This window comes from Candidatus Amarolinea dominans (genome assembly GCF_016704685.1).
In the GTDB taxonomy this organism is placed as follows: domain Bacteria; phylum Chloroflexota; class Anaerolineae; order SSC4; family Amarolineaceae; genus Amarolinea; species Amarolinea dominans.
The window spans coordinates 259024-283483 of record NZ_JADIZS010000001.1; the positions used below are offsets into that span (position 1 = coordinate 259024).

Here is a 24460-nt window from a genome sequence, read left to right on the forward strand (position 1 = left end):
GCGAAAGGAAGGCGAACATGATCGCTGCGCAAAAAGTAACGACGTCCTGCCCTTATTGCCGGGCGTCCGTACCGGTTGAGATTCACAGTATCATTGACGTGGGCCAGAACCCCGACCTCAAGGGGCAGTTTTTGTCGGGCCGCCTGAATTCAGCGACCTGCCCGAACTGCCGACGCACTTTCCAGATGGGCGGCGCCCTGCTCTACCATGATGGCAGCAAGGACTTCCTGGGCATTTTCCTACCACACGAAATCAACCTGGCCAACAAGGATCGTCAGCGCCTCATCGGCGATCTCAACCGGCGCCTGGTGGACAGCCTGCTGCCGGAGCAGCGCCGGGCCTATCTCTTCCAGCCCAAGGAATTCATCACGCTCAACGGCATGGTCGAGGCCATCCTGGCTGCCGACGGCATCACACCGGAGATGCAGCGCGCCCAGCGTGAGCGGATGCAGTTGCTGGAGACCATTTTGCGCGGCGCGACCAGCGCGGACGCGCTGCAGGCCATGGCCAAAGAGTACGATGCCAAATTGGACTTGAACTTTTTCACCATGCTGGCGGCCATGGTGGAGCAATACGCAGCCGAGGGCGACACCCAGTCTGCCAACATGTTTGCCGCGCTCTATCAACAGATCCTACCGCAGACCTCGTTTGGTGACAAGGCCAGGGCACAGCAGGAAGCCGTCGGCCAGATCAACCAGCAGACCACGCGGGAGCAACTCCTGAACATGATCGTGGCCGCCGAGGACGATCAACTCGAGGCCTATGTCATGGCCGGTCGTCCGCTGATTGACTATGGTTTTTATCAAGAGCTGACCGGCCGCATCGAAACGGCGCAGGCGGCTGGCGACACCGCAACAGCCCAGCGCCTGACCTCGCTGCGCGAGCGCATCCTGGCGCTGACCGCGCAACTTGACCAGGCCAGCCGCCAGATGCTCGAAGAGGCCAGCACGTTCCTGCGCGACCTGCTGCAAGCGCCTGACCCGCAGACCCTCCTGCAGGAGAACTGGGATCGGGTGGACGATGCGTTCATGCAGGTGCTGGAGATGAACCTGGAGGCGGCGATGCAGCGCGGCAACCGTCCTGTGGCCAACCGTCTCAACGCGATCATGCAGACGATCATGCAGCAGATGCAGTCGGCGCAACCGCCTGAAGTGCAATTCATCAACGAACTACTGACCACCGAATACCCAAGCGGCACCCGCAAATTGCTGGTAGAGCGGCGCGCTGAACTGACACCTGATTTTCTGGCCGCCCTGGATGAAGTCGCGGGCATGATGGAACAGCAGGGGCAGGCCGAAGTAGCCAAGCGCCTGCGCGACGTGCGCGGGCAGGCTGCCCTGGTGGTGTGACAGCGCGTGCCATCTTGTCAATTCCACGGTGATCGTGTATAATGACGTCGTTTGTATCATGCTGGCGATTTTCCCGGTTTGCCACCGCAGCCAATGCAGGGGTCACATCATCATCAGATAGGCTCGATAGAAGACGGCGCCTTCGGCGCTGGTCTTTTTTTTGTTTCATTGCGCGCCATAGCGCGCCATAGCCCTGGTCAACGCCGTGACCACAAGAATGCACGAGAGAGGACGATGGCGAATAACAAGGAAGTATACTTGACAGTAGAAGGTATTCAGAAGCTGCGCGAAGAGCTGGAATACCTGCAGACCGTACGACGGGCGGACGTGGCCCACAAGATTCACGAAGCCAAAATGGATGGCGACGTGTCTGAGAATGCGGGCTACGACGAAGCCAAGAATGAGCAGGCGTTTGTGGAAGGACGCATCAAGACCGTTGAGCGCCTGATTGCCGGCGCGGTCATGATCGAGAGCAATCACCACAAAACCCACGTCGTGCTCGGCGCTCGCGTCACGGTACGCGATATCGAGTTTGACGAGACTGACACCTATGTGATCGTTGGTTCGGCCGAAGCTAACCCAGCAGAGGGGCGAATTTCGAACGAATCGCCTATGGGCCGCGCCTTGATGGGCGGACGGGTGGGTCAGCACAAACAGATCAACACACCAGGCGGCACCATCAACGTGGACATCGTCGAGATCGAGTGACCCGTGTTTGAAAATCTGAGCGATCAAGAGCAGGCCCGCCGCGAAAAGCTGGCGCGCTTACAAGAACTGAACATCCCTGCCTATCCCGCACGCTGCCAGCGCACCCACACGGCGCAGGAGGCAGTAGCGGCCCTGGAAGCCGCCGAGGCAACCGGCACAAGCGCGGCGACCGTCTGGTTGACCGGCCGCCTGGTGGCGCTCCGGATCATGGGCAAGGCGTCCTTCGCCCATATCGAAGACGGCAGTGGTCGTTTCCAGTTGTTCATTCGACAAAACGACGTGGGCGCTGAGATCTACGAGAATCTGCTCAAGAAACTCCTGGACCTCGGCGACTTCGTCGAGGCCAGCGGCGCCCTTGTGCGCACCAAGACGGGTGAACCGAGCTGCCAGGTGCAGTCACTGCGCCTGATCAGCAAAGCGCTGCACCCCTTACCAGATAAGTGGCATGGCCTGCGCGATGTCGAGACCCGCTTTCGCCAGCGTTACGTGGACCTGCTGGCCAATCCAGAGGTGCGCCAAACCTTTGTCACGCGGGCGCGCATCGTCAGCGCCATCCGTCGCTACCTGGATGAAGTCAGTTTCCTTGAGGTGGAAACCCCCATCCTGCAGCCGCTCTACGGCGGCGCGGAGGCGCGGCCCTTCGTCACCTTTCACAATCAGCTTAAACAGAATCTCTACCTGCGCATCTCCTTCGAGCTGTACCTCAAACGCCTGCTCGTCGGTGGCTACGAGCGCGTCTATGAGATCGGCCGCGACTTTCGCAACGAAGGCATCAGCTTCAAGCACAACCCGGAGTTCACCCAGCTTGAGTTCTACGAAGCCTATAGCGACTATGGCGGCATGATGCGACGCTGCGAAGAATTGATCACGTCGGTGGCGCGGGCGCTGAACGGCCATACCCGCCTCACCTACCAGGGTCATGAGCTTGATCTCACCCCGCCCTGGCGCCGGCTGACGATGCGCGAGGCCATTCGCACGGCCACCGGGCTGGACTACGCGGATTACGCCGATGCTGCCAGCCTGGCCGCCGCCATGCGCGGTCTGGGGCATCCACCAGAAGCCAACGCCAACCGAGGCAAACTGATCGAGAGCCTCTTTGCCACGCACGTCGAGCCAAATCTGGTGCAACCGACGTTCATCCTGGACTATCCGGTGGAAATTTCGCCACTGGCCAAGAAAAAGGACACGGATCCCACCACGGTCGAACGCTTCGAATGCTTCATCGGCGGCATGGAAATAAGCAATGCCTTCTCCGAACTCAACGATCCGCTCGATCAACTGCAGCGTTTCGAAGACATGGGGCGCGCGCTGGCTGCCGGTGACGAAGATGCGCATCCACTCGATGAAGACTTCATCACCGCGCTCTGCTACGGCCTGCCGCCCACCGGTGGTTGTGGCATCGGCATTGATCGCCTGGCAATGATCTTCACCGATCAGCCCACGATTCGGGAAGTTGTTCTCTTCCCCCACCTCCGCACAAAAGAAACATGAAACCAGGGCGCTGAAGAGGCATCGCCGGCTTCAGCGCCGCATGACTCGATGAGGTCAACGATGCCCTATCCACTCTACGTCGCCTTCGTCTGGCACATGCACCAGCCCTACTACCGCGCGCCTGGGCAGACTGAAGCCCTGCTGCCGTGGGTGCGTCTGCATGCGGCCAAGGACTACCTCCACATGGTTGAAGTCCTGGCGAAGTACCCCGCCGTCCACGCCACCTTCAACCTGGTCCCATCCCTCACCGAGCAACTGCTCGACTACGCCGCCGGTCGCCTGACCGACCGCGTCATGTCCCTGGCGCAGCGCAGCGCCTGGACCGAGGAAGAAAAGACGTATCTCGTCAACATCTGCTACAGCGTCAACTGGCCCAACATCGCGCGCCGCTACCCCCGCTTCAGCGAACTGATCGAACAGCGCGAGCGCGCCCTGCTCAATCCGCTGACCCTCAGCGATACCGACTACCGGGACCTCATCACCTGGTTCAACCTGGCCTGGACTGATCCCAACTGGTTGGAAAACGACCCTGAACTGTCCGCCCTCGTGCGCAAGGGGCGCCATTTCAGCCTGGCCGACACCATGGCCGTCATCCACAAACATCTCAAGATGTGCGGCATGGCCCTGCAAAGCTACCGCGAGCGCGAGGCCCAGGGGCAAATCGAACTGACCACAAGCCCCTACTACCATCCTATCCTGCCGCTCCTGCAAGACAATCGTCATGCCCTGCGCCATTCGCCCGGCCTGCCCTTGCCGCCGTCCGGCTACAACTTCAGCGCACCGACCGATGCCGAAACCCAAGTGCGGCTGGCCGTTGCCCATCACAGTCAGCATTTGGGTCGCCTGCCGCGCGGACTGTGGCCGGCCGAAGGCGCCGTCTCCCCGGAGATTCTGCCCTATGTCCAGGCCGCGGGCCTGCGCTGGCTGGCCTCGGATGAAGAGATCCTGGCCCGCAGTCTCGACATCCCCGTGGTTCGTGACCATGAGAAGCTCAACACCAACCCGGCCGCTTTCTACCAGCCCTATCGCCTGCTCGTTGACGACCAGCCCGGCCCCGCCATGATCTTCCGCGACCATGAGATGTCGGATCGCATTGGCTTTCTCTACCAGAACATCCACGGCGTGCAGGCGGCCGAAGACCTGGTCACCCGCCTGCAGTGGGTGCATTGGCGCCTAGGCGACACGCAGCCGTTCCTGCTGCCCATCATCCTGGACGGCGAGAACTGCTGGGAATGGTACGAACACAATGGTGATATTTTTCTCGACAGTCTTTATCAGCGCCTGCAGCAGAACCACGAACTGCGCGCCGTCACCGTCAGCGAATACCTGGACACGCACCCCACTCGCGCCACCCTGCCGCACCTGGCAACCGGCTCCTGGATTCGCGGCGACCTGACCACCTGGATCGGTGACCCTGAGCACACGCGCGCCTGGAGCGCCCTGGCCCGTACCCGCGCCGACCTGATCGCCTGGCAACAGGCGGCCGTGGACATCGAGCCGGCGCAGTTGGCGCGTGCCTGGCAGGCCATCTACATCAGCGAAGGCAGCGATTGGTTCTGGTGGTATTCGCGCAACAACTCCTCCGACCAGGACCTGCTGTTCGACCAAACCTTCCGCGCCAACATGGCGGTGGTTTATGAAATCATGCATCAGGCCATTCCAGAGTGGGTGATGACACCCATTGCCCAGGGCGGCCGCCTGCTGTGGAACCATCAACAGCCAACCGCGCAGATCACCCCCAGACTGCGCGCCGCGGCGGATGCAGCCCCCGAGTGGAACGGCGCGGCCATCATCCAGGCCCGCGCGGTCAGCGGCGCCATGCAGCGCGCCGACGATCGCCCCAGCCCGCTGCAGATCATCCGCGTCGGCTATGACAACAACGCCCTGTACCTGCGCCTGGAACTTGCCACCAGCACTGCTCACACCGACATTGGCGTCAACCTGCGCACGGAAGCGCCAGGGCGGACATCCACAACGTGGGGCGTGCGCCGGATGGCAGCCGCGACGACAGCCTGGCTGCACCAGCAGACGAGCGACGGCTGGGAGCATGTAGGTACGGCGCCCACAGCCGTAGGTGAGCGCGTCATCGAAGTGGCCGTGCCCCTGGAGTCACTCGGACTGACCTTCGGGATGACCATCCATGTACAAGCCGACGCCAGCGACGACCGCCAGCGCATCGTCAGCCTGCCGTCCGAAGGCCCGCAAGCCATTCTCTTTGCGGCCCTGGCCCCACCCGCCTGATGGTTGTTTCGTGTCAATTCGTGGCAAAAGTCGGCCCGGCGGGCGTGGGTGCTGGCCCGCGATCCGTGGCAGCATCTTCCCGACGATCAATGGCACGCGCAATTTGCGGCCATGGACCGTTTGGCGGAGGACTTTACGGGTGTCTCGGATGAGGAGCTATCAGATGAATTGAGGGATGCGCTGACCGCCGTGCGCGCCGAATCATCTCCCAACAAGCTGAGATAGCTGTGACAGAGCTGTTGACGAGTCGAGCATATCACGCGCGGCGATCTGCCAAGAGGCAAAATTTGGGGCGGGGGTGAGCGGGCGACCGGGCCGCGGTGAATTTGGACGCTGCGCAGATTTCGAGTAAGATGGCGTTACGTGGAAAACGAACCCAAGCAGAGGAGCGAGAGAGCAGATCATGGAAGTGCTTTTATTGAAAGACGTGCCGGCCCTGGGCCATGCCGGTGACATCAAGAAGGTAACGGGCGGCTATGCGGCTAATTATTTGATCCCACGTGGGCTGGCTACACCCGCGACCGGTGGTGTACGTCAGCAGGTCAAAGACATCAAGGATGCGACAACCCGCCGCCAGACACGCGAACGCCAGCAGGCGCAGTCCCTGGCCGAGCGCATGACGGCCACGACGCTCACGTTCACGGCCAAGGCCGGTGAGTCAGGCCGTCTCTACGGTTCGATCACTGGCGCTGATATTGCCACCGCGCTCGAAAAGGCATTGGGGCAGCCGGTGGACAAGCGCACCATTTTGCTTGAACATCCCATCCGCGAGGTTGGCACACACAGCGTAGGCGTCAAGCTGCTGGGGGACATTCGACCCGACGTCAAGGTTGTGGTCAATCACGAGGAGCAGTAAATCTTCGTCCGCTTTCGGGAAATGCCCGGTTGAGTCAGGGAGCCTGCGAAACGCCCGTTTCGCAGGCTCTCTTTGTTGCACCGATCAGGCGCGTGGGCTGTCTAGGGTTCGATCGGTATCTGAATGCTGCCCAGGTTCTCGAAGCTGCCGCTGTCAAGCTGACGGTAGATGACGATCTGCGCCGCATCCGGACGCGGATGACTGGGCAGAGGCAGGCGAAAAACGTCGGTGATGGCTTCGCCGGCGCTCCACGCGGTGGTGGGATACAGGCCGGCGACCGGGTGGCGTACATCGAATTGAACGAGCTGATCTGCCGCCTGCAGTGCCTGCCCCTGGCGAATGGCGCGTATGGACACCGCCCAGTCCGCGGCCGGCCGCGCCTGCGCCAGCCAGGTGACGCGCACTTCAAGGCTCGGCGTCAACGGCCTGGATGGCGCCCATCCGGGCCAATCGTCTGCGCGCTGCGGTTCGACCAGGCGCGCGGTGACGCTGAGCAAGGCCAGACCATCGCCGATGACCTGGGCGTCTCGTGTATCGGCGGCCAGCGCGGGCGCGGCCATCACCTCAATCAAGTTGGCGCTGACGGCTCGCCAATGCGGCTGCGCTGTGACCTCCTGCGCGACCAGGGGCGCGGCCGCCACCGAAGTGAAAAGCCGCCCGCCCGTGATCAAGATGTCGCGGGCCTCCGCGCTTGTGAGCGGGCGCACGTCTGGCCGCACGCCGCCGATGATGGTCAGGTAGCGCAGGGCGTCAGCCTCGGCTGTGGTCGCCAGGATGTGCGCCGCGGACGGCGCATCCGCCAAGAGATCCCAGCCTGGCGCCAGCCCCGTGTCGGTGATTCGATCGGACTGATCGGCGCGCCCAAAGTTGAACAGCAGGCGGCTGCCCAGCAGCAGACCGAGCGCCAGCAGCAGCAGCGCCGGCACGCGGCGCGCCCAGCGGCCGCTGTACACTGCGCCGGCCGTGGCGCGCTTCCAGACCCGGTCGGCTGCCACGCCTAACCCCAACGCCAGCAGGGCATAGACCGGCATCACCACCTGGTACCAGTTGCCCAGGCGGTCAATGAAACTGAAGGCGACGTAGATGAGGGCGGCGCCGGCCAGCAGGCCACCCAGGCGCCGACCGAGGAGCGCCCAGCCCGCAAGACCGGCCAGCGTGCCCAGGGGCGTCAGCTCACGCCAGAGCAGCGCGGGCCATTCGACCGTCCACGGGGGCGTGAGCGACCAGGTCAATTCGCTGCGGCCCTGGCCGGTGCTGATGAAATGCCAGAACCAGTCCCAGGTGCTCAACCAGACGCCGCTGCCGCGCCATTCCGGATGCTGCGCGCCACGCAGGTAGATGAAGATGTAGCTGAGCAGCGGGAGCAGGGCGATGACCAGGAGCTGAGCGAGGAAGCGCGGCCGGCGTAGGAGATCAGGCTGCTGGCGGAGCACCAGCCAGGCGATGGGTGGGACAATCGCCAGGACTGTGACCATGTGGCTGAGCGCAAGCCCGGTCAGGAGGGCGATGAGCATCAGCCAGCGGTCGGCCGCGTGAGGGGAGCCGACGGCTGCGCCTGCGCGTGGTGCAGCTTCCAGCCAGCGACAGGCGGCCCAGACGAACAGCAACGTGTGCAGCACGGCCGAGGTGTACTGTTCGGTGGTGACGGCGTAGAACCAGAAGAAGTAGGTGGTGGCGTAGATGGCGGCGGCGAGCCAGGCCAGCGGCCAGTTGTGCTGGGTCAGGCGCAGAAGCAGCCGATAGAGCAGGGCCAACGTCAGCAGCGCCCACCATGTGGAGTAGCCGGCCAGCAGGCTGACGGGGTTGACCTGGGGCAGCAGCAGGCGTCCGCCGTGGAACCAGAGCCAACCGCCCAAGGTGTAGAGCGGATAGCCGGGCGCGTTGCTTGGTCGTGCCTGCACCTGGGCATACTGGTGCGTGATCAGGTCGCCGCCGGCCAATTCACCGGCGCGCAATCCATTATCCAGCGTGGATAGGTAGAGGCAACAAGCCCCAATCAGCAGCACGATCAGCCCCATGCGGGCCGGCCGTCGCGGGTGTTGCAAGCGCGAGTGTTGATGGAAAGCCACGAAACGAGTCTGCCAGATCATGGGCTGCACTGTAGCATTGCTCACAGGCTTTGTCAACCAGCAAACGTTACATTTTAGGGGTAGTCCATGCACGCGGACTTTGACTTTGTTGCGGCGGCTTGGTGTCGCCCGGCTTATGCATTATCACAATGCGCTGGTCTATGATATACTTGCATACAACTGCTTTGCGTGTAAGCAGCGCGGAGGGATGAACGATGTTGGATCTACGAACAGAAGCGCGGCCAGTCGGCTTTGACTTCATGATGCTCGAGTTACCTACAGAGGATGGTGTCCCCTTGGAATCAAATTGGCATCGTATCGAGATGAACCTGCTGATTGACTCGCTGCACTATCATTGGCGCCAGCGCACCGACTATTTTGCCGGTGGCAACATGTTCATCTACTTCAGTGCGGAGCAAGCGCGCAATCGAGACTATCGCGGGCCTGATTTTTTCGTGGTCACTGGGGTGGATGGCAGCCGTGATCGGGGCGCCTGGATCGTCTGGGAGGAGAACGGCCGCTATCCGAATGTCATCATCGAGCTGGCCTCTCCATCCACGATTCATACCGATTTGGGATTCAAGAAGGACCTGTACGAGCGGGTGTTTCGCACGACGGAGTATTTCTGCTATGACCCCGGCGGACCTGAGCTACTGGGGTGGAGTCTGGACGCTGGCGAATACCGCGCCCTGAAACCGAATGCGCATGGTTGGCTCTGGAGTCATGAACTCGACGCTTGGTTGGGCGCCTGGCAGGGCGAGTTCCTGCGCCTGCAGCAGACCTGGCTGCGTCTCTATGGGTCGGATGGGGCTTTGATTCCCGTTGTTGGCGAGGCCGAAGCGCAGCGCGCCGCGACTGAAGCGCAGCGCGCGCCGCGACTGAAGCGCAGCGCACACACGAAGCCTTGCAGCGCGCTGAGGTGGCCGAGACAGAGGTTGCCCGCCTGCGAGCGCTCCTGGCAGGGAAAAACGGAACCCATAGCAACGGTTGAGCAGGCACGTCTCATGCCGGGCCAGGCGGGATCAGGCCGCACGTGGGCGCGCTGACTGAACGGAATCAGCAAACAAGAGAGTCGGCAAGCAGAGAGAACAAAGGTAGAGAGTCATGGGAGTGAACGGAAACGGATCGCGGCCGCGACAGGCATTGATTGGCATTCCGAGCGCGCGCGATCGCTCGCAGCGTTATTTTGGCCTGTCCATCTATATCCAGAATCGCATGTACGTCCAGGGCGTCACCCTGGCTGGCGGCGCACCTATTACCATCCCCTTGGAATTGGACGAGGCGACGCTGCGCACGATCTACGATAGCCTGGATGGCGTTTTTCTGCCGGGCGGAGAGGATATTGATCCCGCGCTGTACGAGGAAGAACCGCACGAACTCCTGGGCGCAGTGGACGCGGAGCGCGACCGCACCGAATCACTGCTGACGCGCTGGGCGTTGCAGGAGAACAAGCCGATCATGGCCATCTGTCGCGGCGCCCAGATGCTCAATGTGGTGGCCGGTGGCTCTCTCTTTCAGGACATCACCGCACTGCGGCCCCAGTCCGAAAAGCATGACTACTTCCCGCCCCAATTCGAGCGCTTCCGTATCAGCCACGAGATCGAGGTAGACACGGGCAGCCGGCTGCACGACATCATCGGCGGCGAGCATTCGGTCAACAGTATGCACCATCAGTCGGTCAAGGCGCTGGGCAACAACCTGCGCGCCGCCGCCTGGGCGCCTGACGGGGTCATCGAAGCCGTCGAGGCGATCAATCACCCCTTTGCCATCGGCCTGCAGTGGCATCCTGAGGAATTGGCCCCGCGCAATGATGCCGCCATGCTGCGCATCTTCCAGACGTTCGTGCAGACGGCGGTCGAGTCGCGGCGCAACGGGCACTGAGCCATCTGTGGCATCCATCGGTATTTTTGATTCTGGTGTAGGCGGTCTCTCGGTTTGGCGAGAGATCGCCTTTTTGCTGCCTGACGTGGACTTGATCTATTTTGCCGATCAGGGCTACTGCCCGTATGGACCACGCACCCTGCCCGACATTCGTCAACGTGTTGAGAAAGTGGCTCGTTTCTTGCTGGCCCAGGAAATCGAGCTGCTCGTCGTCGCGTGCAATACCGCCTCGGCCGCGGCGCTGTCGCACTTGCGCGGGCTGTTCGATCTGCCCATCGTAGGTATGGAGCCGGCGCTGAAGCCGGCCGTGGAGAAAACCAACAGCGGCAAGGTGGCGGTCATGGCGACGCCGGCCACCTTTCAGGGCGAACCCTTCGGACGCTTGATGGCGCGCTTTGCGCACGGCGTGCAGGTGTTCGTGCAGCCCTGTCCGGGCCTGGTGGAGCAGGTGGAGCAGGGTGATTTGGACGGCCCGGTCACCCAGCGCCTGCTGCACCGTTACCTGGACGGTCTGCCGGCTCAAGGCGTGGATGAGTTGGTGCTGGGCTGTACGCACTACCCGTTTCTGCGCCCGGCGATCGAGGCGGTCGTTGGGGCAGGCGTCCAGGTGATAGACCCAGCGCCGGCCGTCGCCCGGCAGGCGCGGCGCCTGTGGGAGCGGCTGGAGACAAAACCGCTGACAAGCTCAGTCCCACAGCGGCGCTTCTACACCACCGGGCCGGCTGAGCGCCTTCGCCAGCAGCTCTGGCAACTGCTCGGCCCCAAAGCGGCGCACCAGGCCAACGTGCAGACAGCGTCTCTCCACGAATAACCAATTCGTGCCAATTCGTGTAATTCGTGGCGAAAATATCCCCACTTTTATCCCAAATTTATCCCAAACGCTTTTTGGGTTATTTCAGGATGCGCATTAGGCTGCAAGCTGGTAGATGATAGGTCGGTAACGGGGTGGGGGAATGGGTTTGCCGGCGGCGCGGGCGGCGTCGAACCAGGCGTGCTTGGCGATCTCGGCTTGGGCCAGGGCATCGGCGGGGGTCAGGCCGAAGGCAGAGCATGCGCAGATCGGGGATATCGGCGATATACCCTTCATCCTCCTCGCTGTAAAAGATGTTGATGTGATAATCTTGTGGTGTCACAGTTCCTTCGTTATTTCAGGACGTAGTACGTACCCTTCTTGTCGCCCACTTTCAGCAGGATGCCCTTGTCCACCATGTCGGCGAAATCGAGGCGCAGGGTTTCGGCGGACACGTCCGGGCACAGGTCGCGATAGTCACGGTTGGTGATGCGGGTGCTGGTTTGGATGAATTGGATGGCGCGCAGTTGGCGCTCGTTCATGTTCTGCTGCCAGACCGGGATCGGCCGCGAGGTCTGGATGTTCCTGAGCACGACGGAGAACGCGTAGGGCGTTGGTTTGAACTCCGGCTGCGGGTGGCCGTTCTTGACCATATCCTCGATCATGCGATCAATGCCCAGTCCCAGCTCTTCGATGTAGCCCCACTGGAACAGGCCGTTGACCAGACGTGGATTGCGGCTGAAGTGCTCCTCGACGATATTGTCCAGGGTGATGTAGCCGGGCAAGCCGCCGGGGCTGCTCATTTCCAGGCGGTCGTCGAACATGCGCGCCTCGATGCGGCGGCCACGCACCCGGTAATCGCGGTGGCACACCGCGTTGACTAACGCCTCGCGCACGGCAAAGGGCGGGTATTCCGATTTTTCCTCGCGCTGCAAGCCGCGCACCACCGCCTGCACGCGCATTTCGCTCCAGATGATCTGCCACAGGCGCTCGATCAGGCGCGCCAGCGGACCGACGATCTCCTCGCGGCGGCCGTAGCCTGGTAGCCCCTGCGGCCCCCGCGCCTCCGTGCCGGTGAAGCGCACGAACACCGCGCCGCTGTGAGGAAGGAAAACCTGGGGATCGCGGCCGAACAGCAGAATGCCAACCGTCGTGGGCGCCAACTCGGGCGTCAACGCGCCGATCTGAACCAGCAACTCCTGACGCGACAGCGTCAGCTTGCGCCGCTGACGCTCCTCGCGCTTCTCGATGTATTCGGTGATGATGGCCTCGTCCAGGTCAGCCAGGGTGGCGCCGGCGATCGGCTCCGCCTCGAAGTCGCTGCTCGACTTAGTGGCCGCCAACTGCCGGATCTGCTCGCCGCCCAGTGGGCTGTTCTGCGCACCACTGCGCACGATCACCCGACCATCGGCCAGGCTGTGCAGCTCGGTGCTGCGCGGTACGAAGACGCCGACAACATCGCCCTGGCCTGTTGACACCAACTGCCACTCCGTTTTGACCGGGGGCCGGCAGTTGACCAGCGCATGGCGTAAGGCGCCCTCCACTTCTTCTTCCTGCAGATTGCCGATGACATGGCCGGCCGGCGTTACACCGAGCAGAATGTGGCCGCCATCGGTATTGGCGAATGCAACCAATGTTTCAGTCAACCGCTCTGCGTCCACTGTGGGCATACACTCAATCTGAGGGCCGGACCGGCGGCCGATGAGATGGGTCACAGACATGATGATGTTCCTATCGCCTCACGCTGTGGCTGACGCCGTCTCTTCGATTTGCAAGGGGGGTGGCAAGGGGGGTGGCAAAGGGGCTGGCAAAGGGGCTGGTAAGGGGAGCGGCGGAAGGGCAGCGGTTGGCGTGACTGGCTCCGCCGTCGGCGCAAGCCCCAGGCGCACCATCACCGCCACTGTGTCATCCTTCTTCAACTGCACCAGGCGCACACCGCTGGACGCGCGACCGTGGCGCGGGATGTCCCTGACACGCAGGCGCAGGGCAATGCCGCCGGCGGAGAAGAAGGCCACTTCTTCATCCTCCTGCACCACACGCGATGAGACGATGCGCCCGTCCTTTTCCAGGCGTGATTGTGACAGGGTGACCACACCGCCAGTGTAGCGGCCCCTCGGCGTATACTCGCTCAGCGAAGAACGTTTGCCAAAGCCCTGCGGCGTTACCACCAGCAGATCACCGCCTGGCTCTATGACATCGAGCGATGTGACCCGGTCGCCCTCGCCCAGGCGGATGCCCCAGACGCCGCTGGCGGTGCGTCCCATCGCGCGCACCTCGTTTTCGTCGAAGCGCAGCGCCTGCCCTTTCTCCGTCACCAGGATCAATTCCTGCTTGCCGCTTGTCACCCTGGCCCAGCCGAGCTCGTCGCCATCTTCCAACGGCATGGCGATGATGCCGTTAGGCCGCACCGAACTGAATTCGCTCAGCTCCACGCGTTTGATGCGACCGCCGACGGTTGCCATCGTCACATAGGTGGCGTGTTCGAAATCGGGCACGGCTACCATCGCCGTTACCCGTTCATCTGGCGGCAGATTGATGAAGTTGACAATGGCCAGGCCCTTGCCGGTGCGGCTGGCGTCGGGCAGGTTGAACGCGCGTTCGGAATAGATCCGGCCTTTGTTCGTAAAGAAGAGCACGAAATCCAGGGTGCGCGCGCTGAGCGCCTGCACCACCTGGTCCTCGTCACGTGTATTCATGCCGACGACACCGCGGCCACCACGTCCCTGTGCCCGGTAGACACGGGTCAGCGTACGCTTGACAAAATTGTCCTGTGTCAGCGTCACCAGGACGTGCTCTTGTGGAACGACATCCTCGTCGTCCGCGCTGCCGTCCGGCAGAATCTGCGTCCGGCGGCGGTCGCCGAATTTCTCCTTCAGTTCCAGGATGTCGGTCTTGATGATCTCCAGGATTTTTTCGGGATGATCGAGCAGTGTGCGCAGGTGGGCGATGCGCGCCATCATCTCCTGGTATTCGGCCTCGATCTTGGCTCGTTCCAGGGCTGCCAGGCGCCGCAGTTGCATGTCGAGAATGGCCTGCGCCTGCACCTCGCTCAGGTTGAAGTGGGTCATCAGCCCCGTGCGAGCATCATCGGCGCTCTTGGAAGCGCGGATGAGCGCAATCACCTCGTCCAGGAATTGCAGAGCGATGCGCAATCCTTCCAGGATATGCGCACGTTCCTGGGCCTTGCGCAGCTCGAAGCGTGTGCGCCGCGTCAGCACTTCCTGGCGGTGTTCGACATAAATCTGCAGGGCGCGGCGCAGCGAGAGCAGGCGCGGCTCGCCTTCAACCAGGGCTAACAGGTTGACCCCAAACGTACTTTGTAGCGGTGTCAATTTGTAGATCTGACTGAGCACCTTGCGCGCCGAAGCGCTGCGCTTCAGTTCGATCACGATGCGCATGCCTTCGCGATCGGACTCATCGCGCAGGTCGCTGATCTGATCGAGCCGTTCCTCACGCACCAGTTGGGCGATGCGTTCGAGCAGGGTGGTCTTGTTGAGTTGGTAGGGGATTTCAGTCACGATGATGCGGAAGCGCCCGCCCTTCGTGTCTTCGATGGAGGCCACGCCGCGCATGATAATGCGCCCTTTGCCGGTGGCATAGGCGCTGCGAATGCCCTCCGTGCCCATGATCAGGCCACCGGTGGGGAAGTCCGGGCCGCTGATCAGTTCCATTAAGTCCTCAACGGTCACGTCATCCCGCTGTTCCCATCGTTCGATCAGGTAGGCGATGGCATCGGCCAGTTCAGCCAGGTTGTGCGGCGGAATGTTGGTAGCCATGCCGACGGCAATGCCTGATGAGCCGTTGAGGAGCAGATTGGGGAGCTGGGCCGGCAGAACGGTCGGCTCCTCCAGGGAGTCGTCGAAGTTTGGCCCCCAGTCCACCGTTTCTTTTTCGATGTCACCGAGCATGTAGTCAGACAAACGGGCCAGGCGGGCCTCGGTGTAACGCATGGCGGCCGGGCTGTCACCGTCAATCGAGCCGAAGTTGCCCTGGCCGTCAATCAACAGGTAGCGCATCGAGAAGTCTTGCGCCAGGCGCACCATCGAATCGTAGACGGCCACGTCGCCGTGCGGGTGATACTTACCGAGCACTTCACCGACGATACGGGCGCTCTTCTTATACGCGGTACCCGGACGCATGCCCATGTCATGCATCGCATACAGAATACGCCGATGCACCGGCTTGAGGCCGTCACGCGCATCGGGCAGGGCGCGCGCCACAATCACACTCATGGCATAGTCAAGATACGCACTGCGCATCTCGACATCTATGTCAATAGGCTGGATTTTTCCGATTCGCGGATCAACACCGCTGGTGCCGACTTGTAGATCAACCCCGTTTGTGCCGGGTTGGAGACCCGTCAGTTCGTCCGTCAAGGCATTGCTCCCTCATCCATGCAAAAACCGCACCCGGTAACATGACCGAGGCGGCTTGTTGTTCCTCAGCGGCGTATTATAGCAAATTTCGCCTTGTTTCGCAATGTTTGTGTTTTCCACACTCCCTATGGTGACATGGGTACTCAATTTCGAAGCGCTGAGTTCGAATCGTTCATGTAAGCAGCTCGATGTCGTAGTCCACGACCTCGCAGTCGAGACGCCAGTGCTCGACGGCGTCGGCCACGGCTTGCAGCAGCCCGTGCGCATAGTCCGAGCTGACCGATACGCACGCGACGCCAATCACCGCGCGCTGCCAGGCGTCGTGCGCATCCACTTCAGCGGCCGAGACGTTGAACTCATGCCGCAGCCGCGCGAGAAGCGACTTCAGGATGCCGCGCTTGCCCTTCAAGGAACCGTTTCCTGGTAGGCGTAGCTCGAGACTGAGATAAGCGATAGATGGTGTCATGACGTCAGTTCTTGCCGGTCCACGCGGGATGGCGGTAGCGCTCGCTGAGCAGACGCTCGACGCGCTGCTGCTCGCGGGCGCTGAGTTCGCCTGGCTCGAAGCTCAGGTGCAAATGCTCGGCAAATGCGCCGGCGAGCGCGACCATGGCCGCATGGATGTCAATGGGTTTGCCCAATTCGGCTTCGACGGTGGTGGCGCGCTGACCCAGCGTCAGGCGTAGGGCCTCGCGTTCGTCTGCTGACGCCACGGCCAGGCCGTCCACCACGCGGGTGATGTCCCCGGTCAGCGGCAAGGAGCCGTGCTGTAGCACCCAACCCTGGCGCCGGCTCTGTGCACTGCCGATCAACTTGCGGCCATTGACCGTGATCTCATAGGCCGACGGCACTTCGAAGCACGCGGCGCTGACATCAGCACCGGTGCGGGTGTCACCGGGCGCCTTCTTGACCGTCAGCCCCATCCGCTCCAGCCCCAACTCCAGGGCCTCGGCCAGGCGCAGATACGCATCCAGCACGCCGCCGGTCAGGCGCGGCTCGGACGCAGGGCCGGTCACGCTGTAGGTCAGCTCGTCGGTGTGCAGGATGCTGCGCCCCCCAGTGGGTCGCCGGACGATGTCGTAGCCCAGGCGTTGACAGGCCGCCAGATCCACTTCTGACAAGGGCTGATTGCGACCCAGTGACAGGCATGGCGGCGCCCATTGGTAAAAACGCAGCGTCGGCAGGCTCTCACCCGCTCCGGCCGATTCGGCCAGCGCCTCATCCAGGGCCATATTGGTGGCGCCATCCAGCGGCGCGCTGCTCAGCAAGCGCCAACGGTCGGTCATGGCCGTTCGAATGGCAAGTCAACCACCTGCCCCTCGATCGTCTCGTCGCCGCTGCGCACCATGACCGCTGTCCCGGCCGTCGCGTAATCCCGTTTGACAAAGGCCAGGGCGATGGGACGTGCCAGCGCCGGCGAGTAGACGCTGCTGGAAACCGTGCCAATGCTGCGACCTTCGACCTCCAGCGCAGCGCCGGGCGCCACCATTTGCGCCAACAGCAGCCCGCACAGGTGACGCGTCACCTTGTCATAGGTGAGCTGGCGGGCGATGATCTCCTGACCGGTGTAGCAGCCCTTGGTCTGACTGATGTACGCCAGCAGGCCGGCTTCGAGCGGGGTCACGGCGTCTGTCATCTCGATGCCAGGCGCCGGCATTCCAGCTTCGACGCGCAGCCGATTGTAGGCCTCCTGCCCGATGGGGCGGGCGCCCGCGGCGGTCAGCGCCGCCCGGACCTCCGTCCAGCCCGCGGCCGGCGTCAAAAGGCGCCAAGCGTCAGCGCCTGGTCCGGGCAGGCGCACAACGGTGACCGAGTGACCGGCCAGGCTGATCTCGCGCCACTGAAAGCGCGCCAGGGCAGCGATGTCCGGTTGACCGCCGGCTGCGGCCAGGCAGTCGGGCGCCTGCGGGCCAAGTAATTCGAGCTGATGCGTCTCCGCGTTCAGGTCGGTCACCGTCACCTGATCCATGAAGAAAATCAGGCCGCGCAGATGACGCACCAACCGCTCACGCAGGGGCGGCCCGTTGAGGATGATGAAATCATCCGGCCGCGCCAGCACCGTGAGCGTATCGAGGATGCGCGCCTGCGGATTGGTCAACACCGTGATTGTGGCCTGGCCGGGGCGCAACGCCTTGACATCGTTGGTCGTCTGGCGCTGCACGAAATCAACCCGCGTCGCGCCGGAAAGGCGCAGCGCACCCATCTCCGCGCGCTCGATCAGCGCCACCGTGGCGCGAGCGGCTTCATATTCAGAGATGCCGACTCCCGGAAAGTTGGCATCTCTATCGGCTCCCGATACAACGGGTTGTGTCATCGTGTGCAACACCTCGGCAAACACTCGAATGCTGTCAGCGGGGGCATTGTCTACTGCAAGCGGGAATAGAGTTCACTTTTCTGTTTAAGAAAACAGGCGCAATTCGTGCCCGCTTGCAGTATATCATACGGGCAGACGATTTGCCAACTTGATTTATTGGCGCACGCCGCCGTGGTCGCGATCCGCACGCAACGGCCTGCATATGTTATAATTCCGCTATCCATGCCCATGCTGCCGGGCGCAACGGGCGGCGCAGAGGTGGTCACGTGATCGAAGGCAAACGGATTCTCTTGGGTGTCAGCGGCGGCATTGCTGCGTACAAGGCGGCCTTTTTAGCCAGCCGCTTGACGCAGGCCGGCGCGCGGGTAGATGTTATCATGACTTCTGGCGCGGCGCGTTTCGTCACGTCGTTGACCTTTCAAGGCGTGACCGGCCGACCGGTACATGACGACGTGTTCGGCTCGCTGCCTGATGGCCGCATCGCGCATGTCAACCTGGCCCGAGACGCTGACCTGCTCATCATCGCACCGCTCACCGCGCACACGCTGGCCCGCCTGGCGCACGGGTTGGCAGACGACCTGCTGACTGTCACCGCCCTGGCCTGCACCGCGCCGCTGCTCCTGGCCCCTGCGATGGAAGAACACATGTGGCAGCACCCGGCCACGCAGGCTAATCTGGAGACGCTGCGCCAGCGCGGCGCCTTCATCGTCGGCCCGCTCAGTGGTCACCTGGCGTCGGGCGCCAGTGGCAGCGGCCGCATGGTCGAGCCAGACGACCTGCTGAGCGCCGCGCGCTACCTGCTGGGGCGATCAGGGCCGTTGGCCGGCCAGCGCGTGGTCATCACCGCGGGTGGCACGCACGAGGCGCTCGACCCGGTTCGTTTCATCGGCAATCGCAGCAGCGGCAAGATGGGCGTGGCGCTGGCCGAAGCGGCGCTCGACCTGGGCGCAGAGGTGGTGCTGATTCACGGCCCGCTCGCGGTCTCACTGCCCTGGGGCGTGGAAACGGTGGCGGTCGAGTCGGCGCAGCAGATGTGCGACGCCGTCCTGGCGCAGCAGCCAACCACCGACGTACTCATCGGCGCGGCGGCTGTGGCCGATTTCCGGCCGGCGGCCGTGGCCGAACAGAAGATCAAGAAGCAGCCGGGCGGCGGCGGCCTGACCATCGAGCTGGTGCGCACGCCTGACATCCTGGCGATAGTGGCTGCGCAGCGCGCCCTCAGTGGACGGCCGCGGGTAACGGTGGGCTTTGCCGCGGAGACCGAAAACCTGCACGCCAACGCCCAGGCCAAGCTGGCGGCCAAAGGACTCGATCTGATCGTGGCCAATGACGTAACCGCCAGCGATGCCGGCTTTGGCGTAGACACCAACCGCGTCACCCTGCTCACCGCGGACAGCCCGCCGGAGCCATTACCGCTGCTGAGCAAGGCCGCCGTCGCCGCGCATATCATGCAGCGGATCGCGGCGCTGCTGAGCTAGGCTTCGATTTTCGCTCTTCGCTCTGTCCCTGCCCTCACAACCGGTCCGGATACACCCCTGCCGCCAGCAGGGCTTGGATTGCGGCTTGAACTCGCGGCCGATCAGCCCGGTAGGTGACGCCGAACCACTGCTCTTGCGTGGGCAGGACCTGCACCCGCGCGGCCTGCGCCTGCACCAGTTCGCCAACGACATTAGGCAGGAATAACTCGCTGCGTAGGAGGGCTGCGTCCTCCCGGTGCAGAAAGTGCGCCAGACGCTGTTCCAGCTCGCCAAAGAGTGCGGGCGTAAAACCCCAGAAGTTCATCGAAACGTGGGTGTCGGGTGCGAGAGGCGTCCAGTCGCTGGCCTCGTGCCAGGTCTTGATGCCATCGCTGAAGGCCTGGATGCGGGTGTGCTCCTGGATGCTGATCAGGGTGCCATCGGCAGCCACCTGGCACACACCGCGGGCCACGTGTCCATGGGCAGACAGGGTATTTTGCAGTGGGTAGCCCACCATGCTGAAGTCGTAGAAGCCGGGCTGATCGCTGGCCTGGCGGAGGTGCTCGGCGATGGCCTGAAATGAGGTTGCGCCGTAGAAATCGTCGGCGTTGATGACCGCAAAAGGCGCCTGGATGGTATGGCGGCAGCACCAGACCGCGTGGCCGGTGCCCCAGGGTTTGACGCGGCCGACCGGCGCCGGCGCCCCGCCGGGCAAATCGTGCAGTTCCTGAAAGACGTAGTCCACCGCGGCTTGCGCCTCGACCATGCGGCCGATGCGTGCGCGGAATGCGTCTTCGATATCGCGGCGAATGACAAAGACGATGCGGTCGAAACCGGCGCGCAGGGCGTCATAAACCGAATAGTGAATGATCAGCTCGTCATGTGGCCCCACCGGATCAACCTGCTTAAGCCCTCCATAGCGGCTGCCGATGCCTGCGGCCATGATGACCAGGCTAATATCGGGCATTGGTTCTCTTCTCTCCTTAACGTAGTTCAGCAATTCCCGCAGGGGGAAGTTTCATCCTTATCATACCCCGCACGATGAAAAAAGCCAAGCCACGCCGAGGGAACAGCAGCGAGTCGCATCATCCCTACGCAAAGCATGTGATCAGGATGAATCGGCCATCCGGTTGCCTTTCCAGAGTGATTGCGCTATAATCTGCTTGAACAGTACGTAAGGAGATACGAGTTTATGTGGACAACTTCAGCCATTTCGGCCGCCGGGCGGCTGACGATTCCTCAGGCGCTGCGTGATCGTCTCAGATTACGCCAGGGCAGCAAAGTACATATGCAGGAGTTGGCGGATGGCGTGGTGATCATCAGCACGCGACCGCTCACACATGCCCAAATCGCCGGATACCTGCTCGACAGTCTTGTCACCGGTATTGGGCCAGAAGCCGAAAGACTCGGATTCTACGATGAAGAAGATCTCGACGTAGTCATTCGCACCATTCGTGAGCGCACTCTTGCAGAACGCTATGGGATCACCCAAACAGCTTAGAGTCTTCGTGGATGCCAATGTCTTGATCCGAGGCATTACTTTCCCGCGCTACCCGTACGAGATCCTTCGTCTGGCTACCCGACACGAGATCGTCATGGTCATCTCGCCCACCGTTCTGGCGGATGCTCGTCACTACTTATCCACGCTTTTTCCCAACCATCTTCCCAAACTGGACAGCCTGTTGTCAGTTGCCCTGGTTGAAATCGCGACGATCTCGCGGGTCAGGAACCACGGGGGGGGGGGCGGAGACATCAAAGACGTTCCGGTGGTCTTGCGCGGTTAAGGCCGCGTGGACTCTCGGTCTGCCGGTGCCGACCTGACCGATGTAGACGCGTACCGAGGCTCCTTCTCTGCGCGGAGGTGCTCAGAGTTGGAACATTTCTGCGCGTGATGGGGTGGAGTCATCAGGCCCTGGATTCCATTAGCCGCCGACGTTGGGATGAGATCCACGGCGATACCTGGACGCGATAAGCACGTCAGGCAGGTCACCACGCTGCGCTGCAGCCGCCAAAGCAAGAACGCCAGGACCGTCATTAGCACAGTCCTGGCGTTCTTCGTTTCGCAACAAATTTGATCGTTGACGTGCTACCTGTCGCGGAAGACCTCGGTGCCCAACGCAGCCTGGGCGGCGGCCAGACGAGCGACGGGGACGCGGAAAGGCGAGCAGCTCACGTAGTTCAGGTCAATCATGTGGCAGAACTCGATGGAGCTGGGATCGCCGCCATGCTCGCCGCAGATGCCCACTTCCAGGCCGGGCCGCGCAGCGCGACCTTCGGTGACGGCCATGCGCATCAGGCGACCCACGCCTTCGCGATCCAATTGCTGGAAAGGATTGTTAGGCAGGATCTTGTCTTCGACATACTTGAGCAGGAACTTGCCCTCGGCGTCGTCGCGTGAGTAGCCGTAGGTGGTCTGGCTCAGGTCGTTGGTGCCGAAGCTAAAGAACTCGGCCTCTTTGGCAATGTCACCGGCGGTCAGGGCCGCGCGTGGCACTTCGATCATCGTGCCAAATTTGTATTGGACACTCACGCCCTTGTCACGGCAGACCTGCTCGGCCAGCGGGCGCAGCGTCTTCTCAACGACCGACAGCTCGTTGACGTGGCCGACCAGCGGGATCATGATCTCCGGATGCACCGCCTTGCCTTCCAGGGTGATGTTGCATGCGGCTTCCATGATGGCCCGCACCTGCATGGCGATCAGGCCGGGCAGCATGATGCCCAGGCGAATGCCGCGCAGACCGAGCATCGGGTTCATTTCGCGCATGCTCTCGACGGCCTTGAGCATCGTCTCGGTCTCGTGCAGCTCAGGCCCGGTGATGCCCTTGGTGCGCAGCTCCGTCACCTTGACCAGCAGTTCTTCGAAGCTGGGCAAGAATTCGTGCAGCGGTGGGTCAATCAAGCGGATGATGACGGGGTAGCCGTCCATCACGCGGAAGATGCCTTCGAAGTCACTGCGCTGGAACGGCAGCAACTGATCGAGGGCAGCCTGGCGGATGACGTCATCCTTGGCCAGAATCATTTGTTGGACAATGGGCAGGCGCTGCTGTTCGAAGAACATATGCTCCGTGCGGCAGAGGCCAATGCCCTCGGCGCCGAAGGCACGTGCGCGCACGGCGTCGCGTGGGTAGTCGGCGTTGGCCCACACCCCCAGGCGCTTGACCTGGTCGGCCCAGCCGAGCAGGGTCTTGAGGTCCACTTCCTCGTCGAAGTTGGGATCAATCCGGTTGATGGCGCCGGTGAAGATTTCGCCGGTGGTGCCATCAATGGAGATGATGTCGCCTTCCTTGATGGTCTGGCCGCGTGCAGCAAAGGTGCGCGCTTCCAGGTTAATGCGTAGTTCTTCGCAGCCGGAGACGCAGGGCAGGCCCAGGCCACGGGCCACCACGGCCGCGTGACTGGTGGCGCCGCCGCGCTGCGTCAACACACCCTTGGCCACCAACATGCCATGCACGTCGTCGGGGTTGGTCTCCGGGCGCACCAGGATGACGGGGTAATCCTTGCTGGCCAGGGACTCGGCACGGTCAGCGTCCAGGGTGGCATGCCCGACAGCGGCGCCGGGGCTGGCGTTGAGGCCCTTGGCCACCAAGCGGCCGGCCTTCCTGGCAGTATCCTGGTCTATCGGGTCGAAGCGCGGCAGAAGGAGCTGCACCACCTGGCCCGGCTCCACACGCATGAGAGCTTCTTCCCTGGTGATGATGCCTTCGTTGGTCAGATCAACCGCCACCTTGACGGCGGCGGCCGCGGTGCGCTTGCCGGCGCGGGTCTGCAACATCCACAGCTTGCCGCGCTCCACCGTAAACTCCAGGTCCTGGATGTCGCGGTAGTGGCGTTCGAGCATGTCGCAAATCTTGATGAATTCGTCGTAGGACTTTGGCATTTCCTTGGCCATGTCATCAATCGGATGCGGCGTGCGGATGCCGGCCACCACGTCTTCGCCCTGCGCGTTGATCAGATATTCGCCATAGACATGCTTTTCGCCGGTGGCCGGGCTGCGGGTAAACGCCACGCCGGTGGCAGAATCGTCGCCCATGTTGCCAAAGACCATCGTGCAGATGTTGACGGCCGTGCCCCAGTCGTGCGGCAGCTTGTTGAAGTTGCGATACTCCATGGCCGGCCGCCCAAACCACGAGTGGAAGACGGCCGCAGTGGCCTGCTTCATCTGCTCATAAACATCGTCCGGGAAATCTTCGCCCAGCGCTTCCTTGTAGATGGCCTTGAACGAGGCTACCACATCCTTGAGCTGGGCCGTGGTCAGGTCGGCGTCGGTCTTGGCGCCCACTTGCGCGCGCAGGTGCTCCAGCGCATGCTCGAACTTCTGGCGGTCCACACCCTTGACGGTGTTGCCGAACATCTGGATCAAGCGGCGGTACGAGTCCCAGGCAAAGCGCTCGTTGCCGGTCAAGCCCACCATGCCGGCCAGGGTTTGCGGATTCAAGCCGATGTTGAGCACCGTGTCCATCATGCCAGGCATGGAGACACGCCCGCCGGAACGACAGGAGACCAGGAGCGGATTGGCGGGATCGCCGTAGCGCTTGCCGGTCTGCGCTTCGACAACTTTGAGCGCCTCCAGGGTTTGCTCCCACATGCCGGCGGGGAACTCCTTGCCGGCATCAAAGTACGCGTTACAGGCTTCGGTGGTGATGGTAAAACCAGGCGGAACCGGTAAGCCAGCATTGGTCATTTCAGCGAGGCCGGCGCCCTTGCCACCCAGCAAGTTGCGCATATCCTTGTTGCCTTCGCTAAACAAATAGACCCACTTCTTTGTCATTTTTCCTCCTCGGACATAAAAAAAGAGATCAAATCGGGTCAGATCATCATCATTATAGGTCAGAAGCGCGGATTGTGCAAGGAAGCACGCACACAGGTCATAGGCCGGTTGAGGTGATTCCAACCCCAGACCCAAGGCGGTTTGACGGCGCATGAGCTTA

At 62.5% G+C, this 24460-nt stretch carries 20 protein-coding genes and 1 pseudogene; 12 read left to right on the top strand and 9 right to left on the bottom strand.

Annotated features, from left to right (window positions below; genetic code table 11):
• Positions 1–17: 17 nt before the first annotated feature.
• The 6 genes from IPF85_RS01055 to rplI all read left to right on the top strand — a co-directional run bounded on the left by IPF85_RS01055 (position 18) and on the right by rplI (position 6645).
• Complete coding sequence (locus IPF85_RS01055) at positions 18–1349, top strand: CpXC domain-containing protein (RefSeq protein WP_343406206.1); 1332 nt, start codon at positions 18–20, stop codon at positions 1347–1349.
• Positions 1350–1583: 234 nt separating this feature from the next.
• Entirely contained in the window at positions 1584–2057 is a 474-nt protein-coding gene (gene greA, locus IPF85_RS01060) for a transcription elongation factor GreA (RefSeq protein ID WP_343406207.1), read from the top strand.
• 3 nt (positions 2058–2060) lie between these two features.
• Positions 2061–3548: a lysine--tRNA ligase gene (gene lysS, locus IPF85_RS01065; protein WP_343406208.1), complete on the top strand. Its 1488-nt coding sequence runs from the start codon at positions 2061–2063 to the stop codon at positions 3546–3548.
• A gap of 60 nt (positions 3549–3608) precedes the next feature.
• On the top strand, positions 3609–5789 hold the full coding sequence (locus tag IPF85_RS01070; protein WP_343406209.1) for a glycoside hydrolase family 57 protein: 2181 nt from the start codon (positions 3609–3611) through the stop codon (positions 5787–5789).
• A 48-nt stretch (positions 5790–5837) separates the two neighbouring features.
• Positions 5838–6014 (top strand): hypothetical protein, encoded by a 177-nt coding sequence (locus IPF85_RS01075; RefSeq protein ID WP_343406210.1) that lies wholly within the window; start codon positions 5838–5840, stop codon positions 6012–6014.
• A 178-nt stretch (positions 6015–6192) separates the two neighbouring features.
• On the top strand, positions 6193–6645 hold the full coding sequence (gene rplI / locus IPF85_RS01080; protein WP_343406211.1) for a 50S ribosomal protein L9: 453 nt from the start codon (positions 6193–6195) through the stop codon (positions 6643–6645).
• A 101-nt stretch (positions 6646–6746) separates the two neighbouring features.
• Here the strand turns inward: rplI and IPF85_RS01085 are convergent, their stop codons facing one another.
• On the bottom strand, positions 6747–8759 hold the full coding sequence (locus IPF85_RS01085) for a DUF2723 domain-containing protein (RefSeq protein ID WP_343406212.1): 2013 nt from the start codon (positions 8757–8759) through the stop codon (positions 6747–6749).
• Positions 8760–9010: 251 nt separating this feature from the next.
• Here IPF85_RS01085 and IPF85_RS01090 point away from each other — a divergent pair, with 251 nt between their 5' ends.
• Genes IPF85_RS01090 through murI form a run of 3 tightly spaced genes read left to right on the top strand, consistent with a single transcriptional unit; the run spans position 9011 to position 11406 of the window.
• Positions 9011–9760: a Uma2 family endonuclease gene (locus IPF85_RS01090; protein WP_343406213.1), complete on the top strand. Its 750-nt coding sequence runs from the start codon at positions 9011–9013 to the stop codon at positions 9758–9760.
• A gap of 58 nt (positions 9761–9818) precedes the next feature.
• Entirely contained in the window at positions 9819–10595 is a 777-nt protein-coding gene (locus tag IPF85_RS01095) for a gamma-glutamyl-gamma-aminobutyrate hydrolase family protein (RefSeq protein WP_343406214.1), read from the top strand.
• A gap of 7 nt (positions 10596–10602) precedes the next feature.
• Positions 10603–11406, top strand: coding sequence for a glutamate racemase (gene murI / locus IPF85_RS01100; protein ID WP_343406215.1), 804 nt, complete (start codon positions 10603–10605; stop codon positions 11404–11406).
• A gap of 96 nt (positions 11407–11502) precedes the next feature.
• On the opposite strand, the pseudogene IPF85_RS01105 reads toward murI, so the two are convergent.
• The 6 genes and pseudogenes from IPF85_RS01105 to IPF85_RS01130 form a co-directional block, all read right to left on the bottom strand.
• Positions 11503–11728: pseudogene (locus IPF85_RS01105) on the bottom strand (type II toxin-antitoxin system HicB family antitoxin).
• A gap of 10 nt (positions 11729–11738) precedes the next feature.
• Positions 11739–13106 (bottom strand): ATP-binding protein, encoded by a 1368-nt coding sequence (locus IPF85_RS01110; RefSeq protein ID WP_343406216.1) that lies wholly within the window; start codon positions 13104–13106, stop codon positions 11739–11741.
• Between the two features lie 18 nt (positions 13107–13124).
• On the bottom strand, positions 13125–15761 hold the full coding sequence (gyrA, locus tag IPF85_RS01115) for a DNA gyrase subunit A (RefSeq protein ID WP_343406217.1): 2637 nt from the start codon (positions 15759–15761) through the stop codon (positions 13125–13127).
• 172 nt (positions 15762–15933) lie between these two features.
• Complete coding sequence (locus tag IPF85_RS01120; protein WP_343406218.1) at positions 15934–16227, bottom strand: DUF503 domain-containing protein; 294 nt, start codon at positions 16225–16227, stop codon at positions 15934–15936.
• A gap of 4 nt (positions 16228–16231) precedes the next feature.
• Positions 16232–17047 (bottom strand): biotin/lipoate A/B protein ligase family protein, encoded by an 816-nt coding sequence (locus IPF85_RS01125; protein WP_343406219.1) that lies wholly within the window; start codon positions 17045–17047, stop codon positions 16232–16234.
• Positions 17044–18075 (bottom strand): aminomethyltransferase family protein, encoded by a 1032-nt coding sequence (locus IPF85_RS01130; protein WP_343406220.1) that lies wholly within the window; start codon positions 18073–18075, stop codon positions 17044–17046. The genes IPF85_RS01125 and IPF85_RS01130 overlap by 4 nt, the downstream gene beginning before the upstream one ends.
• Before the next feature lie 266 nt (positions 18076–18341).
• Here IPF85_RS01130 and coaBC point away from each other — a divergent pair, with 266 nt between their 5' ends.
• Positions 18342–19553 carry a bifunctional phosphopantothenoylcysteine decarboxylase/phosphopantothenate--cysteine ligase CoaBC gene (gene coaBC / locus IPF85_RS01135; protein WP_343406221.1) on the top strand — a complete coding sequence of 404 codons (1212 nt, stop codon included), beginning with the start codon at positions 18342–18344 and terminating at the stop codon, positions 19551–19553.
• Positions 19554–19587: 34 nt separating this feature from the next.
• Here coaBC and IPF85_RS01140 read toward each other — a convergent pair whose 3' ends face one another.
• Entirely contained in the window at positions 19588–20499 is a 912-nt protein-coding gene (locus tag IPF85_RS01140; RefSeq protein WP_343406222.1) for a sugar phosphate nucleotidyltransferase, read from the bottom strand.
• A gap of 225 nt (positions 20500–20724) precedes the next feature.
• Here IPF85_RS01140 and IPF85_RS01145 point away from each other — a divergent pair, with 225 nt between their 5' ends.
• Together IPF85_RS01145 and IPF85_RS01150 are read left to right on the top strand one after the other, a co-directional pair.
• Positions 20725–21033, top strand: coding sequence for a hypothetical protein (locus IPF85_RS01145; RefSeq protein WP_343406223.1), 309 nt, complete (start codon positions 20725–20727; stop codon positions 21031–21033).
• A gap of 7 nt (positions 21034–21040) precedes the next feature.
• A complete protein-coding gene (locus IPF85_RS01150; protein WP_343406224.1) occupies positions 21041–21316 on the top strand; it encodes a hypothetical protein in 276 nt (91 codons plus the stop codon).
• A gap of 302 nt (positions 21317–21618) precedes the next feature.
• Here the strand turns inward: IPF85_RS01150 and ppdK are convergent, their stop codons facing one another.
• The gene (ppdK, locus tag IPF85_RS01155) at positions 21619–24300 is read right to left on the bottom strand and encodes a pyruvate, phosphate dikinase (protein WP_343406225.1); all 2682 of its coding nucleotides are present in this window, start codon (positions 24298–24300) and stop codon (positions 21619–21621) included.
• Between the last annotated feature and the right edge of the window lie 160 nt (positions 24301–24460).